The 15,812-nt window shown below is 66.9% G+C and carries 16 protein-coding genes; 11 read left to right on the top strand and 5 right to left on the bottom strand.

From position 1 onward, the window contains the following. Nucleotides 1-23: 23 nt before the first annotated feature. The 10 genes from G6N44_RS09820 to G6N44_RS09775 all read left to right on the top strand — a co-directional run bounded on the left by G6N44_RS09820 (nt 24) and on the right by G6N44_RS09775 (nt 9,073). Nucleotides 24-191, top strand: a complete 168-nt coding sequence (locus tag G6N44_RS09820; RefSeq protein ID WP_163663534.1) for a hypothetical protein — start codon at nt 24-26, stop codon at nt 189-191. After that, on the top strand, nt 184-1,857 hold the full coding sequence (locus G6N44_RS09815; RefSeq protein ID WP_163663533.1) for a steroid-22-oyl-CoA synthetase: 1,674 nt from the start codon (nt 184-186) through the stop codon (nt 1,855-1,857). Before G6N44_RS09820 ends, G6N44_RS09815 begins: the two co-directional genes overlap by 8 nt. Continuing rightward, nucleotides 1,854-3,401 carry an FAD-binding protein gene (locus G6N44_RS09810; RefSeq protein ID WP_163663531.1) on the top strand — a complete coding sequence of 516 codons (1,548 nt, stop codon included), beginning with the start codon at nt 1,854-1,856 and terminating at the stop codon, nt 3,399-3,401. The genes G6N44_RS09815 and G6N44_RS09810 overlap by 4 nt, the downstream gene beginning before the upstream one ends. Then, entirely contained in the window at nt 3,394-4,512 is a 1,119-nt protein-coding gene (locus tag G6N44_RS09805) for a 3-ketosteroid-9-alpha-monooxygenase, oxygenase component (RefSeq protein WP_163663528.1), read from the top strand. Before G6N44_RS09810 ends, G6N44_RS09805 begins: the two co-directional genes overlap by 8 nt. 34 nt (nt 4,513-4,546) lie before the next feature. Next, the gene (locus tag G6N44_RS09800; RefSeq protein WP_163663526.1) at nt 4,547-5,347 is read left to right on the top strand and encodes a biotin--[acetyl-CoA-carboxylase] ligase; all 801 of its coding nucleotides are present in this window, start codon (nt 4,547-4,549) and stop codon (nt 5,345-5,347) included. Between the two features lie 9 nt (nt 5,348-5,356). Beyond that, nucleotides 5,357-5,875 carry a PH domain-containing protein gene (locus G6N44_RS09795; RefSeq protein ID WP_163663524.1) on the top strand — a complete coding sequence of 173 codons (519 nt, stop codon included), beginning with the start codon at nt 5,357-5,359 and terminating at the stop codon, nt 5,873-5,875. Nucleotides 5,876-5,962: 87 nt separating this feature from the next. Next, nucleotides 5,963-6,712: a glycosyltransferase family 2 protein gene (locus tag G6N44_RS09790; RefSeq protein ID WP_163663522.1), complete on the top strand. Its 750-nt coding sequence runs from the start codon at nt 5,963-5,965 to the stop codon at nt 6,710-6,712. Further along, nucleotides 6,709-7,662 (top strand): acyl-CoA dehydrogenase family protein, encoded by a 954-nt coding sequence (locus tag G6N44_RS09785; protein WP_163663520.1) that lies wholly within the window; start codon nt 6,709-6,711, stop codon nt 7,660-7,662. Before G6N44_RS09790 ends, G6N44_RS09785 begins: the two co-directional genes overlap by 4 nt. After that, nucleotides 7,659-8,438 (top strand): PIG-L deacetylase family protein, encoded by a 780-nt coding sequence (locus tag G6N44_RS09780; RefSeq protein WP_163663517.1) that lies wholly within the window; start codon nt 7,659-7,661, stop codon nt 8,436-8,438. The genes G6N44_RS09785 and G6N44_RS09780 overlap by 4 nt, the downstream gene beginning before the upstream one ends. Beyond that, nucleotides 8,435-9,073, top strand: coding sequence for an SAM-dependent methyltransferase (locus G6N44_RS09775; RefSeq protein ID WP_235682986.1), 639 nt, complete (start codon nt 8,435-8,437; stop codon nt 9,071-9,073). Before G6N44_RS09780 ends, G6N44_RS09775 begins: the two co-directional genes overlap by 4 nt. 358 nt (nt 9,074-9,431) lie before the next feature. Here G6N44_RS09775 and G6N44_RS09770 read toward each other — a convergent pair whose 3' ends face one another. From G6N44_RS09770 to G6N44_RS09750, 5 genes are all read right to left on the bottom strand, one after another. Then, a complete protein-coding gene (locus tag G6N44_RS09770; RefSeq protein ID WP_163663513.1) occupies nt 9,432-10,532 on the bottom strand; it encodes an enolase C-terminal domain-like protein in 1,101 nt (366 codons plus the stop codon). Then, nucleotides 10,529-12,103 carry a GMC family oxidoreductase gene (locus G6N44_RS09765; RefSeq protein ID WP_235683063.1) on the bottom strand — a complete coding sequence of 525 codons (1,575 nt, stop codon included), beginning with the start codon at nt 12,101-12,103 and terminating at the stop codon, nt 10,529-10,531. The genes G6N44_RS09770 and G6N44_RS09765 overlap by 4 nt, the downstream gene beginning before the upstream one ends. A gap of 85 nt (nt 12,104-12,188) precedes the next feature. After that, on the bottom strand, nt 12,189-12,860 hold the full coding sequence (locus G6N44_RS09760) for a gluconate 2-dehydrogenase subunit 3 family protein (protein ID WP_163663509.1): 672 nt from the start codon (nt 12,858-12,860) through the stop codon (nt 12,189-12,191). Then, nucleotides 12,861-13,319, bottom strand: coding sequence for a hypothetical protein (locus tag G6N44_RS09755; protein WP_235682985.1), 459 nt, complete (start codon nt 13,317-13,319; stop codon nt 12,861-12,863). It lies immediately after the preceding gene. A 1-nt stretch (nt 13,320) separates the two neighbouring features. Then, complete coding sequence (locus tag G6N44_RS09750; protein ID WP_163663506.1) at nt 13,321-15,117, bottom strand: thiamine pyrophosphate-requiring protein; 1,797 nt, start codon at nt 15,115-15,117, stop codon at nt 13,321-13,323. Nucleotides 15,118-15,307: 190 nt separating this feature from the next. On the opposite strand from G6N44_RS09750, the gene G6N44_RS09745 reads away from it, so the two are divergent. Beyond that, a complete protein-coding gene (locus G6N44_RS09745) occupies nt 15,308-15,805 on the top strand; it encodes a MarR family winged helix-turn-helix transcriptional regulator (RefSeq protein ID WP_163663504.1) in 498 nt (165 codons plus the stop codon). Nucleotides 15,806-15,812: the final 7 nt, after the last annotated feature.

Genomic DNA, 15,812 nt, shown 5'->3' with positions numbered 1-15,812 from the left:
CAGAACAGACCGACGCATGGCGGGTGAAGGCCATCGCCGGATTGGCCAAGATTGCGGTGCAGCCCGCAACAGCCGACAAGGAGGCCGATATGGCCGTCATCGACCCGACCAGGACCTGGGTCCCCGTGGAAGAGCGTCTTGCCGCCACTACCGCCACCGCCCACGCCACCGCCGCCGAAGCTCATGCCTGACCCGGTGCGCGACTCGGTCGCCGAGATGCTGCTGGACCGCGTCGGCGATCAGCACGTCGGCCTGCGCACCCGCGAACGGGACTGGACCTGGGACGAGGTGGTCGCCGAGTCCGCCGCGCGCGGCGCGCTGGCACAGGCGATGCGAGTTGACGGTCCGCTTCATATCGGCGTGCTCCTGGACAACGTGCCGGACTTCGTGTTCTGGCTGGGCGGGGCCGCGCTCGTCGGGGCGACGATCGTGGGGATCAACCCGACGCGCGGCGCGGCCGAGATGGCGGCCGAAATCCAGCTTGCCGATTGTCAATTGATCGTCACCGACACCGCCGGCGCCGAGCGTCTCGGTGGCCTGGACCTCGGCCTGGGGCCAGACCGCATCCTCGTCATCGACGACCCCGCCTACCAAGACGCGATTCGTGCGCGGAAACTCTTGGAAGGCAAGGGAAATCGTGCACACATCACGGTTGGGCCCGAGACCCTGATGCTGCTGTTGTTCACCTCGGGAACCACGGGTGCCTCCAAGGCGGTCATCTGTAGCCAGGGCAGGTTGGCGCGCATCGCGTACGCGGCCGCCGAGAAGTTCGGCCACGTGCGCGAGGACGTGGAGTACTGCTGCATGCCGCTGTTCCACGGCAACGCCATCATGGCGTTGTGGGCGCCGGCGTTGTCGGTGGGTGCCACGGTGTGTCTGACACGAACGTTCTCGGCGTCCGGATTCCTGCCGGACGTGCGGTATTTCGGTGCCACCTTCTTCACCTACGTCGGCAAGGCGCTCGGCTACCTGATGGCCACTCCTGAACAACCCGACGATGCCGAGAACCCATTGGTCCGTGGTTTCGGCACCGAGGCCTCACCCGACGACCAGAACGAATTCCGGCGCCGCTTCGACGCCGAACTGTTCGAGGGCTACGGCTCCAGCGAGGGTGGCGCCGCGGTTGCCCTTGCCCCGGATGCCCCGCCGACGGCTCTGGGCAGGCCTGCGCACGCCGGCGTGGCGATCGTCGACCCTGAATTCCTTGAGGACTGTGCGCCGGCGGTTTTCGATGAGCACGGCCGCGTTCTCAACCCCGATGACGCGGTGGGGGAGATCGTCGACAAGTTCGGCACCCGCACGTTCGAGGGGTACTACCGCAACGACGAGGCCAACGCCGAACGCATCCGCAACGGCTGGTACTGGACGGGCGATCTCGGTTATCTCGACGAGCAGGGCTTCATCTACTTCGCCGGCCGTCGTGGCGACTGGATCCGGGTGGACGGCGAGAACACCTCGGCGCTGAACATCGAGCGGGTATTGCGGCGTCATCCCGATGTGGTGGCGGCCGGTGTCTACGCGGTCCCCGATCCACGCTCGGGTGATCAGGTGATGGCCGCGATCGAGGTATCCGATCCCGCCGGATTCGATTCTGCGGCGTTCATGTCCTACCTGGCCGAGCAGGATGACCTGGGTACCAAGGCAATTCCGCGGCTTCTGCGGGTGTCGAAGAACCTGCCGGTCACCGGGTCCAACAAGGTACTCAAACGTGAACTGCAACGAGAACGCTGGCGCACCGATGAGGTGGTGTACCGGTGGGCGGGACGCGGCGCGCCGGTGTACCGGGCCATGGGTGACGATGACAAGCAGTCGCTGGACGACGAGTTTGCGCAGTACGGGAGGCAGCGTTATCTATGAACTGGGATGACGAGTGTGATGTCCTGATCGCCGGTTCCGGTGGCGGCGGCGTGACCGGTGCCTACACCGCCGCCCGAGAAGGTCTGTCGGTGATCCTGGTGGAGGCCGGCGACAAATTCGGTGGCACCACAGCGTATTCCGGTGGCGGCGGGGTGTGGTTCCCGTGCAACCCGGTGCTCACGCGGGCCGGTACCGACGACACCATCGAGGACGCGCTGGAGTATTACCACGCCGTCGTCGGCGACCGTACCCCGCGGGAACTGCAGGACACCTACGTCCGGGGCGGCGCCGGGCTGATCGAGTACCTCGAAGCCGACGACAATCTGAAGTTCGCGCCGATGCCGTGGCCCGACTACTTCGGCAAGGCGCCCAAGGCCCGCGCCGACGGTCAACGTCACATCGCGGCCCGGCCGCTCAAGGTGGAGAAGGCCCCGCAGCTACGCGAGCTGGTGCGCGGCCCGCTTGACGCCGACCGACTCGGCGCCGAACAACCGGATGACTACTTTATCGGCGGCCGGGCACTGATCGCGCGATTCCTGAAAGCCATTGAGCAGTACCCGAATACCTCGCTGCGGCTCAACACAGCGCTGGTGGAGCTGGTTGTCGAGGACGAGGCGGTAACCGGCGCGATCGTCGAAACCGACGGTGGACGACGGGCCATCCGGGCCCGGCGCGGCGTGCTGCTCGCCGCGGGTGGTTTCGAAGGCAACGACGAGATGCGTCGTCAATACGGAGTTCCGGGCGTGGCCCGCGACACCATGGGACCGCCGGCGAACCTGGGCCGCGCGCATCGGGCCGCGATCGCCGTCGGTGCCGACGTCGACCTGATGGACCAGGCCTGGTGGTCCCCGGGCCTGACGCATCCCGACGGGCGCTCGGCGTTCGCGCTGTGGTTCACCGGCGGCATCTTCGTCGACCAGAACGGACAACGGTTCGTCAACGAGTCCGCCGCCTACGACCGCATCGGCCGCGCGATCCTGCCGCGGCTGGCCGACGGTTCGATGACATTGCCGTACTGGATGATCTACGACGATCGCGAAGGCCCCGTACCTCCCGTCAAGGCCACCAACGTCTCGATGGTCGACCCGCAGCAATACATCGACGCCGGGTTGTGGCACACCGCCGACACCCTGGACGAGCTGGCCGCCAAGATCGGCGTCCCCGCCGAGAACCTGACCGCCACCGTCGAGCGCTTCAACTCGTTCGTCGCCTCCGGCGCGGACCAGGATTTCGGGCGCGGCGACGAAGCGTACGACCGGGCCTTCTCCGGCGGGGCCTCACCGCTCGTCGCAATCGAGAAGGGCCCGTTCCACGCCGCCGCGTTCGGCATCTCCGACCTGGGGACCAAGGGTGGGTTGCGCACCGACATCGCGGCCCGGGTACTCGACACCAACGGTCGGGTGATCACCGGTCTGTACGCCGCGGGCAACACCATGGCCGCCCCGAGCGGCACCGCGTATCCCGGCGGCGGGAATCCGATCGGGACCAGCATGCTGTTCAGCCATCTGGCGGTCAAAGACATGTTAGGGAAGAGCTATGAATGATATCCGGGAGATCGATACCGGCACCGAGATGACGAGGTTCGCCCGCGGTTGGCACTGCGTCGGGTTGGCCGAGACGTTCCGCGACGGGAAGCCGCACGGTATCGAGGCCTTCGGCACCAAGCTGGTCGCCTACGCCGACTCCGCCGGCGAACTGCACGTGCTCGATTCGTATTGCCGACACATGGGCGGCGACCTGTCGATGGGTTCGGTCAAGGACGACAATCTTGCCTGTCCGTTCCATGACTGGCGTTGGGGTGGCGACGGAAAATGCAAGCTCGTCCCGTACGCCAAGCGCACCCCTCGACTGGCGCGCACCCGCAAATGGCACACCCGTGAGGTCAACGGTCAGCTGCTGGTGTGGCACGACCCGGAAGGCTCGACTCCGACCGACGAGCTGATCCCGCCCACGATCGAGGGCTACGAGGACGGCATCTGGTCGCCGTGGCAATGGAATTCGATCCTGATCGAAGGGTCGCACTGTCGTGAGATCGTCGACAACAACGTCGACATGGCGCACTTCTTCTACATCCACCACGCCTACCCGACGTACTTCAAGAACGTCATCGAAGGCCACACCGCGAGCCAGTTCATGGAGTCCAAGCCGCGTCCGGACTACGCCACCAGAGAGCTCTGGGACGGCACCTACCTGCGTTCGGAGGCAACGTATTTCGGCCCGGCCTACATGATCAACTGGTTACACAACGACCTCGCCCCGGATTTCACCGTGGAGATCGCCCTGATCAACTGCCACTACCCGGTGACCCACGATTCGTTCGTGCTGCAGTGGGGCGTCGCGGTCCAGCGGAATGCCGGGCTGCCCGCGGAGAAGGCCGAGAAACTCGCCGAGACGATGAGCCGGACCTTCGGCGACGGCTTCATGGAGGACGTCGAGATCTGGAAACACAAGGCCCGCATCGACAATCCCTTGCTGACCGAGGAGGACGGCCCGGTCTATCACCATCGCCGGTGGTACGAACAGTTCTACGTCGATCTCGCCGACGTCACGCCCGATATGACCGACCGCTTCGAGCAGGAGGTCGACACCACGCACGCCAACGAACTCTGGCGCCGGGAGGTCGCCGACAACCTGGCGGCGCTCAACAGGAGGTGACGGTCGGACGCTGCACCCCCGTAAGCTGGCGACAATGAACACCAGGCCAGCGCTGGACGTGACGACCTTGCGCGACGGGCTCGACGGCCTGTCGTGGCGGTGCGTCGACATTGTCGAGGAGACGGGATCCACCAACGCCGATCTGCTGGCGCGGGCGGCGGCGGGGGAGGACATCGGCGGCGCGGTGTTGTTCGCCGAACATCAGAGCGCAGGCCGCGGCAGGCATGGCAGGCACTGGTCGGCACCGCCGCGCTCACAGGTGATCGTGTCTTTCGGTGTCGACGGGGCGGCAGTGTCCCCGAACCGTTGGGGCTGGCTGCCTCTGGCTACGGGCCTGGCGATCGTCGATGCGGTCGCGGAGGTCACCGGGACGCGGGTCGGCCTGAAATGGCCCAACGACGTCCTGGTCGGCCCACGTGGCGGGAAACTGGCCGGCATCCTGGCCGAAGTGGCCTCGCCCGCCCCGGTCATCGTCGTCGGCCTCGGGGTGAATGTGACGATGAATGCCGACGAGGCACCCGATCCGCGTGCCACCTCGCTCACCCAGCTCGGTGCGGCGACCGTGGACCGCGCCCCGCTGGCGCGGGCCCTGCTGCGGCACCTCGATGCCCGTATCACCAGCTGGCGCAACGATGATCCGTCGCTCGCCGCCGACTACCGGACCCGCAGCGTCACCATCGGCCACCGGGTACGCGCGCTCCTGCCGGGCGACAACACATTGGTGGGCACTGCCACCGATGTCGACGAACTCGGACGCCTGATCATCGACACCGCAACCGAACAGGTCACGTTGTCGGCGGGCGACATCACGCATCTGCGCCCCGAGGAGTCGTAGAGTGCTGCCGTGGGTTACCCGGAGAATGTGCTGGCCAAAGACGAGCAGGTGGTGCTGCATCGGCACCCCCACTGGAAGCGCCTGATCGGTCCGGTCCTCGTCCTGGTTCTGGTCACCGCAGTGGCGGCGTTCGTCGCTGCCGTGGTCAACACCATGGACTGGCAGGCCACTGCCAAGAACGTCCTGTTCATCGTGATCGGTGTGATCTGGCTGATCGTCGTCGGTTGGCTGACGGTCTGGCCGTTCCTGAGTTGGTGGACCACGCATTTCGTCATCACCGACCGGCGGGTGATGTTCCGGCACGGCCTACTGACCCGCTCGGGAATCGATATCCCGCTCGCGCGGATCAACAGCGTCGAGTTTCGCCATGGTCTGACCGACCGGTTGATGCGCACCGGCACCCTGATCATCGAATCGGCGTCGCAGGATCCCCTGGAATTCCACGACATTCCGCGCGTGGAACAGGTGCATTCACTGCTGTATCACGAAGTCTTCGACACCCTGGGCTCTGAAGAGTCGCCGAGCTGACGCGACTTCGCACGGCAGTTCCGCCTGCCTAGCGGTGTCACCGCGGCAGGGGGTGTGAAATCCGGCGAAAATGGCTATCTATCAGCCATGACCGCACGGGTGAACCAATTGGCGACCGCCTTCGATCAGGCAATCGTCGTCATTCCGGCCCACAATGAAGCGGCGCTTCTGCCCCGGTGCCTGCGTGCCGTGACCACGGCCGCGGCCTGCTGCCCGATGCCGGTGCAGATTGTCGTCGTCCTTGATTCCTGTGACGACGGCAGCGCCAAGCTGGCGGGCGAGTTCGGTCACGACCTCCACTTCGTCAGCGTAGAGGCGGGCAACGTCGGCGCGAGCCGGGCCGCCGGCTTCGCCTATGCACGCTCGCTGTGCAACCACGTCGACGAATCCCGCGCCTGGTACGCCACCACCGACGCCGACAGTGAGGTGGACCCCGACTGGCTGCTTCGGCAGACCGCGTCGGCGGCTGCCATGGTGCTGGGCGTGGTGCGGGTGACCGACTGGCGGCATCACCCCGTCGCACTGGTCCGGCGTTACCTGCGTTCCTACGAGTCGAGTGCGCGGGGCCCCAATGGGCACGACCACATCCATGGCGCCAATATGGGTTTTCGTGCCGACGCGTACTGGGCGCTCGGGGGCTTCCGCCCTCTGGCCACCGGCGAGGACGTCGAGTTGGTCGAAAGGTTCGAGGCCGCGGGCTACCGGATAGAACGGGACTCGACGCTGTCGGTGACCACGTCAGCGCGCCGAAACGGCCGGGCGCCCGGCGGCTTCGCAGGTCACCTCCGTGATGTGTCGCGTTCGGTATTTCGTTCGGCCGAAAGGGGTTCCGCGTGACGGCCGGTTTGGTTCGGGGCTGGCTTGAGTCAGGCCGGTTGGACCTGTCGCTGCCGGGTTCCGGTGCGACGCTGCGGCGTTGGCAACAGCTTGCGGAGCTGACGGAGATCGACGTCGTCGCCGGGCGACTCGCGGAAGCTCACGTTGATGCCGTCGCGATCCTCGATGAGCTGGGTGCCAAACCTCCTGCGTCAGGCGAGCTGTGGGCGGTGTGGGCCGCCGAAGATCCGAACGCCGTCCTCAATGCGAACACCACCGGAAGCGGTGAAACAGACACGGTGAAGCTGTCGGGCACCAAAGCGTGGTGCTCGGGGGCGGGCCTCTGCACACACGCGTTGGTGACGGCTCGCCGCGACGACGGCCAATACGCGCTGTATGCGGTCGAGATGAGCAGCAATGGGGTGCGCCCGTTGCCCAGCACCTGGAGGAATCCCGGCATGGCGGCCAGCGATACCCGTTCGGTCCAATTCAGCGGCGCGCCCGCGGTGCCTGTCGGTGGTCCCGGTGACTATCTGGATCGCCCCGGGTTCTGGCACGGTGCGATCGGCGTCGCGGCATGTTGGGTCGGTGCTGCCCGCGCAGTCGCCGCACCCCTGTACGACCGCGCGGCCCGCGGAGCAACCGATGGGCACGTGCTGGCCCACCTCGGTGCCGTCGACGCCGCGATCGCGGCGGCCGAAGCGATGCTGGCCGCGGCGGCCGAGGCGACCGACACTGACCCCTTCGACCGATCCGGGTCCGCCCAGTTACTGGCCCGGCGAACCCGCGCCGTCGCCGAAAACGCTGTGGATGCGGCGATTACCCGCACGGGCCGCGCACTCGGGCCCGCGCCGCTGTGCCAGGACGCGCAACACGCACGTCGCGTCGCGGATCTGACGATCTACGTGCGGCAGAGTCACGCCGAGCGCGACCTCGCCGCGCTCGGCAAGCTGGCGGGGGAGCGCCGATGACAGCCGCAGAGCCCGCTGAACCGTGCGGCAACGCAGCGCGCTTCGGGTCACGTCCCCTGAGCTGCGGTGGCACCCCGGCTCACGCCTGGACGACCTGGGACCGCTCGTTCGGTGAGCTGGATCTCACGACATGTCCCGCCCTGGTGGTGGTCGCACCGCATCCCGACGACGAGACCCTCGGCCTCGGGGCGACCATGGCGCTGCTGGCAGAGCGGGGTATCGATGTCCGACTGGTGTCTGTCAGTGACGGCGGGGCCGCCCATGAGAGTCTCACGCCCTTCGACCGAATCCGGCTGGAGCGCATCAGAAGCGCCGAGTTAATAAAGGCTGCAAGGATTCTCGGTGTGGGGGAGCCGATCAGCCTCGCATTGCCCGACGGCGAACTCGCCGGCCACCAAGACTCGCTGGCCGATCTGCTGACCGGGATACTCGAGGCGTGCCCGCAGGGCACCTGGTGTGCAACGACGTGGCGCGGCGACGGGCATCCCGATCACGAGGCGGTTGGGCGGGCTGCTGCGGCGGCCGCGCACCGCACCGCGGCGGTTCTGCTGGAGTACCCGGTCTGGATGTGGCATTGGGCGACCCCCGGAGACTCCGCGGTGCCCTGGGATCGCGCGCTCATGGTGCCGTTGACGGCCTCCGCCGTGGGGCGTAAACAAGCTGCCGCGCAATGCTTCCGCAGCCAGTTCCTTCCGTCGGCGCCGGGTGCGCACCCGGTACTGCCGCCGTTCGTGTTGCCTCGGCTGCTCGCGGTCGGGGAGATGGTGTTCCGGTGACAGAGCGCGTGCCCGACTCGTACTTCGACCGTATGTACGCGACCTCGTCGGACCCGTGGCGACTGGCCACCCGCTGGTACGAGCAACGCAAGTACGCGATCACGCTGGCGATGCTGCCGCAGCGGCACTATCGGCATGCCTTCGAGCCGGGTTGCTCGATCGGAACTCTCACGGCGATGCTCGCCGAGCGCTGCGATCACGTCACCGCGATGGATGTGGCGGGAGCCGCTCTGGACATCGCCGACACGCGACTGCGTGCCGATGTCGACCGGGACGGGCCACGCGATCGTGTCACCCTGGTGCGTGGCTCGCTCGATGATCGTTGGCCGCCAGGACCTTTCGACCTGTTGGTGCTCTCGGAAGTGGCGTACTACCTGGAGGAGGAGTTGCTCGCCGGGCTGCTCCGGCGCGAGTGTCCGCGGTTGGCCCGCGGTGCAACCGTGATAGCGGCACACTGGCGTCACGAGGTGGCCGACTATCCGCTCACCGGTGATCAGGCCAACAGGATCATCGCGGCGACGCCGGGGCTCATGTCGATCGGCGGCTACCGTGACCGCGATGTCGTCATGGAGGTCTTCGACACCCAAAGCGCAGCATCCGTTGCCGAGCGCGACGGTGTGCCGGGTGTCGGTTGACCACAGGTCAGGTGGATTGAATCGCTGCACTGGTATAGGCGGGCTGTTCCGATGGCAAACAGCAACAGTCCACCGAACTTCCCGAACACTTTGGCGGCCAATGTGGTTCGAAGATGCAGGGTGGACAGCGCGGCCGGCGCCCGAAGCCGATCAGCAGCCAGCGGTGGATCGGAGTCAAGGTCAACTCCCAGTCCGAGCCGCCGCCGGAACCCGCAGGGGCGGGTCCGGCCCGCTATCAGTCCGGCAATACTCAACGCCAGCAACAGGATTCCCTCGGCGAGGAGTCGCCACCGTGCCTCCCGGAAGTGAGACCGATCAAGGTTGACCGCGACGCGCCGCGAGGAGCCAGGTGGAGGCATCATGTCGTGCACCACTTTTCGGCGTCGTAGCGAAGGCTCATGCCGTGTCCGGGCCGGGCGTTGTCGGGATGCAGTGCCCCGCCGCGCGCGGTGGGCAGCCCGTCCACCAACAGTGGTTCGAGGCGGGCGTGGTCGATGAACCATTCGACGTGGCGCAGGTTCGGCACGGCGGCGGCCACGAATGCGTGCAGGGAGGGCGCGCAGTGTGTGGAAACTTGAAGGTTCTGCGACTGGGCCAGCGCGGCACCGCGGAGCCAGCCGGTGAAGCCCCCGCAGCGGGTGGCGTCAAGCTGCAGGCAGTCGACCACCGGGATGAGGGCCCGGATGTCGTAGACGTCGGCGGCGTATTCGCCCGCGGCGATGTCGCAGCGCAACGCGGAGCGCAGGGCGGCCAGACCGTCGGTGTCGTCGCTGCTGACGGGTTCCTCGAACCAGGTGACACCGAGGTCGTCGAGGGCTGCGCCGACACGGCGGGCGGCTCCCACGCGGTAGCCGCCATTGGCGTCGACCATCAGCTCGGTGGGGGTGCCGGCAAGTTTTCGCAGCCATTCGACGCGCGCGAGATCACGGCCGATGTGGGTACCCCACGATTCGCCGATCTTGATCTTCATCGCGGTACACCCGGCGTCCTGCCAGCATTCGATCTGCTCGGCCAGCTGGTCGTCAGAAAGGGTGGTGAACCCGCCGGAACCGTAGATCGGTACCTCACTGTGACAGCGGCCCAACAGCACCGACAGTGGAACGTCGAGCAGCCGGGCTTTCAGGTCCCACCAGGCGATGTCGACCGCGCTGATCGCCTGCATGACCAGACCGCGGGTGCCCAGGTTGCGGCCGGCGCGGTGCATCGCCGACCAGCCCGCGGCGATGTCGAGGGCGTCGCGGGCGCACACCACGTCACCCAGCTCGTCGCGAATGACCGCCGCTGTGGCCGGGCTGCTGTAGGTCCAGCCCAGCCCGGTCTGCCCGCCGGCGGTCAGTGCCACAGTGACCGCGGTGGTGGCCTTCCACTGCAGGGTGCCGTCGGCCTCCGGCTCGGGGGTCGGGAATGTGTACGCGGCGGTGGTGAGGCCAGTGATCTTCGGGCTGTCGGGAATGGTCATGGCACGCTCTGCTGCTCGGTGAGGCCACAGCGCCCGAGCTTGATGAGCCGGCTGGCGGCCCGGGCCGCCAGCGCCATGATGGTCAGGGCCGGGTTGGCCGAGCCTTGGGTCGGCAGCGTGCTGCCGTCGACGATATAAAGATTGGGGATTCCGAAGACTCGGTGATCGCGGTCCACCACGCCGTCCTCGGCGCGTGCGGCCATTCGGGCTCCGCCGACCAGGTGGGCGTAGCGGTCGATGGTCATCACCTCGGTGGCCCCCGCGCCCCGCAGGATTTCCTCCATCGTGGTGGTGGCGGCCTTGGTCAACTGCTTGTCGTTGTCGCACTGACTGTAGGAGAAGTGCGCGACGGGCAGCCCGTGCCGATCCTTCTCATCGGCCAGGGTGACCCGGTTGTCGGCTTGAGGCAGGTATTCGCACAGCGCGCCCAAGGTCGCCCAATGGACGTAGTCGCGCATGTACTCCCGCAGTGTGGCGCCCCAATGTCCCTGGGCGATAACATGTTCGGCCCAGGTGATCGGCAGTGGGCTGACCGTCTGAATGGACCAGCCGCGTTTGTATCCCTTGGTGGGATCGGTCTCGTAGAACTGCTCGCTGGACACCTCGGGCGGTGGTGCTTTGTACATCCGGACCTCGTCGTCGAAGCGACCCGCGGTTTGCGGGGCGCCCTGGACCATCAGGTAGCGCCCGACCTGGTCGTGGTCATTGCCCAGTCCGGCCGGGTAGCGGTCGGTGGCGGACATCAGGAGCAACCGCGGCGTCTCGATCGAGTATCCGGCGACGGCCACGGCACGGGCCCGTTGGTGGTGCTCGCGACCGGCATGGCGGTAGTCGACGCCGGTCACGGCGCCGGCACGGTCGTCGACGACGACGCGGGTGACCATGGCGTCGGGGCGGATCTCGGCACCGTGGGCCAGCGCGTCGGGGATGTGGGTGATCAGCGGGCTGGCTTTGGCGTTGACCTTGCACCCCTGAAGGCAGAACCCGCGGTAGATGCAGTGCGGCCGATTGCCGAAGCGCCCGTTGGGAATTGCCACCGGACCTACCCGCACCTCGATGCCCGCGGTTTTCGCGCCGCGCAGGAAGATCTCGCCGTTGCCGCCTACCGGGTGCGCATGATGCGGGTAGCTGTGTGCGTCACCCCAGGGCCAGTCCTCTCCGGCCACCGGCAGTTCCTGTTCGATCAATTCGTAGAACGGCTTGAGGTCGTGGTAATCCAACGGCCAGTCTGCGCCGACGCCGTCGTTGGTGAAGGTCGAGAAGTCCGACGGGTGAAAGCGGGGGGTGTACCCTGCATAGTGAACCATCGATCCGCCCACTCCACGTCCGGAGTTGTTGGAGCCCAACGGAACCGGGTTACGTCCGCCGATCTGGCGCGGCTCGGTCCAGTACAGGGTGTGCGCGCCACGTTCATCGGAAACCCAGTCGGTGTCGGGGTCCCAGAACGGGCCCGCATCCAGGCAGACCACCCGCCAGCCCGCTCGGGCCAGTCGTTGGGTGAGCACGCTGCCGCCAGCACCGGCGCCGACCACCACGAGGTCGACCTCGTCATCCTCGCCGTATCGGCGCATGCCCGCCCGCAGTTGGTGGTTGGTGCGCGATCCGTCGTTGGGGATCAACCACGCCGAGTCGTTGCGGGCGCGGATCTTGCGGTAGTTACTTCGCATGGCGGGCCCGCTCCACCCGGTCGGCGAATGGGACCGGATCGACGTCGCTGTCCTCGGTGCCGTGGTCGGCGACCTCCCAGTGCTCGCGCGAGTCGACGCCACGATTGAGGTAGCCGCGCGGGTAGGCGGGACCGGGAAACCCGATCTCGTTCCACGCCCAGGGGTGGGAGTAGAACGCGGTGCACGCGTAGCGGGTCCACAGACTCCACACGTGGTCGGCGGACAGGCCATGCCAGGTCTGGTCCTGGACGCTGAGATCTTGGACGGTCTGGATCGCCGCAGCTTGCTCATCGCTGCGCAATCGCGAGAACCCCTCCTCGCCAAGGAAACGCAGCGTGTCACGCCACGCTTGAGGGTCCTGGGGCAGATCGTCGTAGTGCCAGCCATCGGTCTCGCCAGCCGCCAGTCTGGCGTCGATCAGGGCCAGCACGGGCACTCGTGGCTCGCTGTCCTGGGCGAGCAGAAGATCCAGTAGAGGCGCCGCGATCCCAGCCTCCTCAGGGGTGAAGAACGCCAATGAGCCGGGCTGGGCGAGCCGGCCGAGGACGACCCCGGCGGTGACGTCATCCCAGGCGTCGACGTGATCCAGTACGTCGAAGCCCGGGTAGCGGCCTCGGTGCTGGGGGGTGACGGCATGGCGTCCGCGGCCACGGAATGGCATCTACCCATCGCCTCGTGATTGATGGCCTTCGCGGCGCAGCACCGCGGCCAACAGGCCCATGCCGCCGACGAGGGAGGCCAGCAGCGGGGCGAACACCGGCGGACCGGACTCCAGGTTGTAGCGGGTGATCCCACCGGGGCGCTGCGCGACGCCCCGCAGGTGCAGGTAGCTGCCTTGCAGACCGTTGACGACGATGGCCGCCGAGGCGAGCGGCAGCACGGTGTGTGCAGCGCGGCGGGAGAACACCGACGCTATCCCGGCCGGGGCTGCTGTCGGGACGATCACGATGGGCCACCACATCATCTTGTTGCCGAAGCTGGCCCCGTCATGCGACATGTAGATCTCGGCCGCGGTGATGACCGCTCCTGCCGCGGTCAGGGCGGACAGGCTGCGTTCAAACCGGCCGGTGCGGACATCGCGGACGGCCTCGGCGACCATCGTCTTACGATGCCTGCGCATGTCAATCCTCCTCCTTGGTGCCGGGAAGGTATTGCTGCGCTTTCTGTTTCACGCCTTGTTTGATGAAGCCCCAGGAGTTCTCGTCGCCCTTCAAGACCGCCGTGGCCGTGGCTTTGGCCTCGGCGAAGGTGGCGTGCGGCGGGATGGGTGGAACGTCCGGGTCGCATCTGATGTCGAGCACCGTCGGTCGATCGGCGGCCAACGCCTGATCCCAAGCCGGGCCGATCGCATCAGGGGTGTCGATGTTGACGCCCGCCAGGCCGAGGGTACGGGCGAAGGCGGCGAAGTCGACGTCGGGCAGGGTCTGGGACTCGGCGAACTTGGGTGCGCCCCCCATCGCGCGGAGTTCCCAGGTGACCTGGTTGAGGTCGTTGTTGTGCAGGATCGCCACAATCAGTCGCGGGTCCGCCCATTGCCGCCAGTAGTGCGCGACGGTGATGAGTTCGGCCATGCCGTTCATCTGCATGGCCCCGTCGCCCACCATCGCGATGGCGGGCCGGTCCGGATGCGCCCATTTGGCGCCGATCACATACGGCACGCCGGGGCCCATCGTGGCCAGCGTCCCCGACAGTGAGCCGCGGATGTCGCCATGGAACTTCAATTGCCGGGCATACCAGTTCGCGGAGCTTCCCGAGTCCGCGGCAACGATCGCATTCGACGGCAGGCGTTTAGACAGTTCGTGAAAGATGCGCATCGGGTTGACCGGGTCGGCGTCGGTCATGGCCCGCCGCTGCACCGTTTCCCACCAGTCGGCGACGTCTTCTTCGATGCCTTCGCGCCAGGAACGGTCGCTCTTGCGTTCCAGCAGCGGGATCAACGCCTGCAGCGTCGATTTGGCGTCACCGACCAGATTCAGTTCATACGGGTAACGCATCCCGATCCATGCACCGGAGCGGTCGATCTGCACAGCGCGGGCCTGATCCAGCCTGGGCAGGAACTGTGTGTAGGGGAAGTTGGAGCCCACGGTCAGCAGCGTGTCGCAGCCCATCATCATCTTGTACGACGGAATCGTGCCGAGCAGCCCGATGGAGCCGGTCACCCACGGCAGTTCATCGGACAGCACGTCCTTGCCCAGCAGTGCCTTCGCCACACCGGCGCCGAGCAGGTCGGCGATCTGGGTGAGTTCGGGGACGCACCCGCGGGCTCCCTGTCCGACCAGCAGCGCGACTTTCTCTCCGGCGTTGAGGAGGTCGGCGGCCTGGCGTACCGCGACAGGGTCGGCCGTCACCGTCGAGGATGACATGCCGACGCTGGAGGGCACCTGTTTGAACGCATGCTCGGGCGCCTCGTATTTCAGGTCGAAGACGTCGGAGGGGATGATGATGCAGGTCGGGGCGGACGCGCTGAGTGCGATGCGGATCGCGCGGTCGATCAGGTTGGGCAATTGCTTTGGCACGGTGCACATCTGGACGTAGTCACTGCAGACATCCTTGAACAGGGTGAGCAGATCAACCTCCTGCTGGTAGGACCCGCCCATGGCGCTGCGCTCGGTCTGGCCAACGATCGCCACCACCGGGACGTGGTCGAGCTTCGCGTCGTACAGGCCGTTGAGCAGATGAACCGCCCCCGGCCCGCTGGTTGCCGCACAGACCGCGACGTGTCCGGAGAACTTCGCGTAGCCGACCGCCTCGAACGCGGCCATTTCTTCATGGCGGGCCTGGACGAACTGCGGATCGTTGTCGGCTCGTCCCCACGCGGCGAGCAATCCGTTGATGCCGTCACCGGGAAAGGCGAAGACCTGCTTGATATTCCATTCACGTAGTCGCGCCAGCAGCACGTCTGCGACGGTCTTGGTCATCGTCATCCTCTCGTTCGCCATCAGCCCGGGAAAACCACGACCGAACTCGGACTTCATGTCCTCCGAACCGGAAGCCGGTAGACGTGATACCCCACGGCGGAACACCGAAAACCTCTCCACTCCGGTGTACGCGCAATTGTTGCGGCTCGCAATTGTTGCGAGTGGCAATGGTTGAGTGGAGACTCGGTGGATGACGAATATGCGCCCAGCGGCGCGTCGCACCGGTGTACAGGACGAAGAAGCGGACGCTGTGCTCGCCGCGTGCCGGATCCTGGTGACGCTCAGTGCGCAATCCATCGCCGCCGTGGAAGGCGTCGCGGATGTCTCGCAGGTGCGCGCCCTGGTGGTCATTTCCAGTCGCGGGTCGGTCTCACTGGGCGAATTGGCCGCCGCCGCGAACCTGCACCCGAGCAGAGCCAGCCGGCTGTGTGACCGGATGGTGGCCGAAGGGCTGATCCATCGCGCCGACGACCCCGCCAACCGTCGCCAGTTGATCTTGACCCTCACCCCAGGCGGGGAACGGGTCGTGCGCACCGTCATGCAGCATCGCCGGGCTGCGATTACCCCCATCCTTGCGCAGCTGACCAAGCCGCGGCGCGTCGAACTCGTCTCGGTGCTACAGGAATTCGCCGCCGCCGGCGGCGAACCGTCCGACCCCGACATGTGGGCAATGGGGTGGACAACATAACGAGGAG

It is taken from the genome of Mycolicibacterium alvei, from assembly GCF_010727325.1.
In the GTDB taxonomy this organism is placed as follows: domain Bacteria; phylum Actinomycetota; class Actinomycetes; order Mycobacteriales; family Mycobacteriaceae; genus Mycobacterium; species Mycobacterium alvei.
Note: the sequence above shows the minus strand (reverse complement) of the source record. Positions and strands in the feature narration are given on the sequence as shown.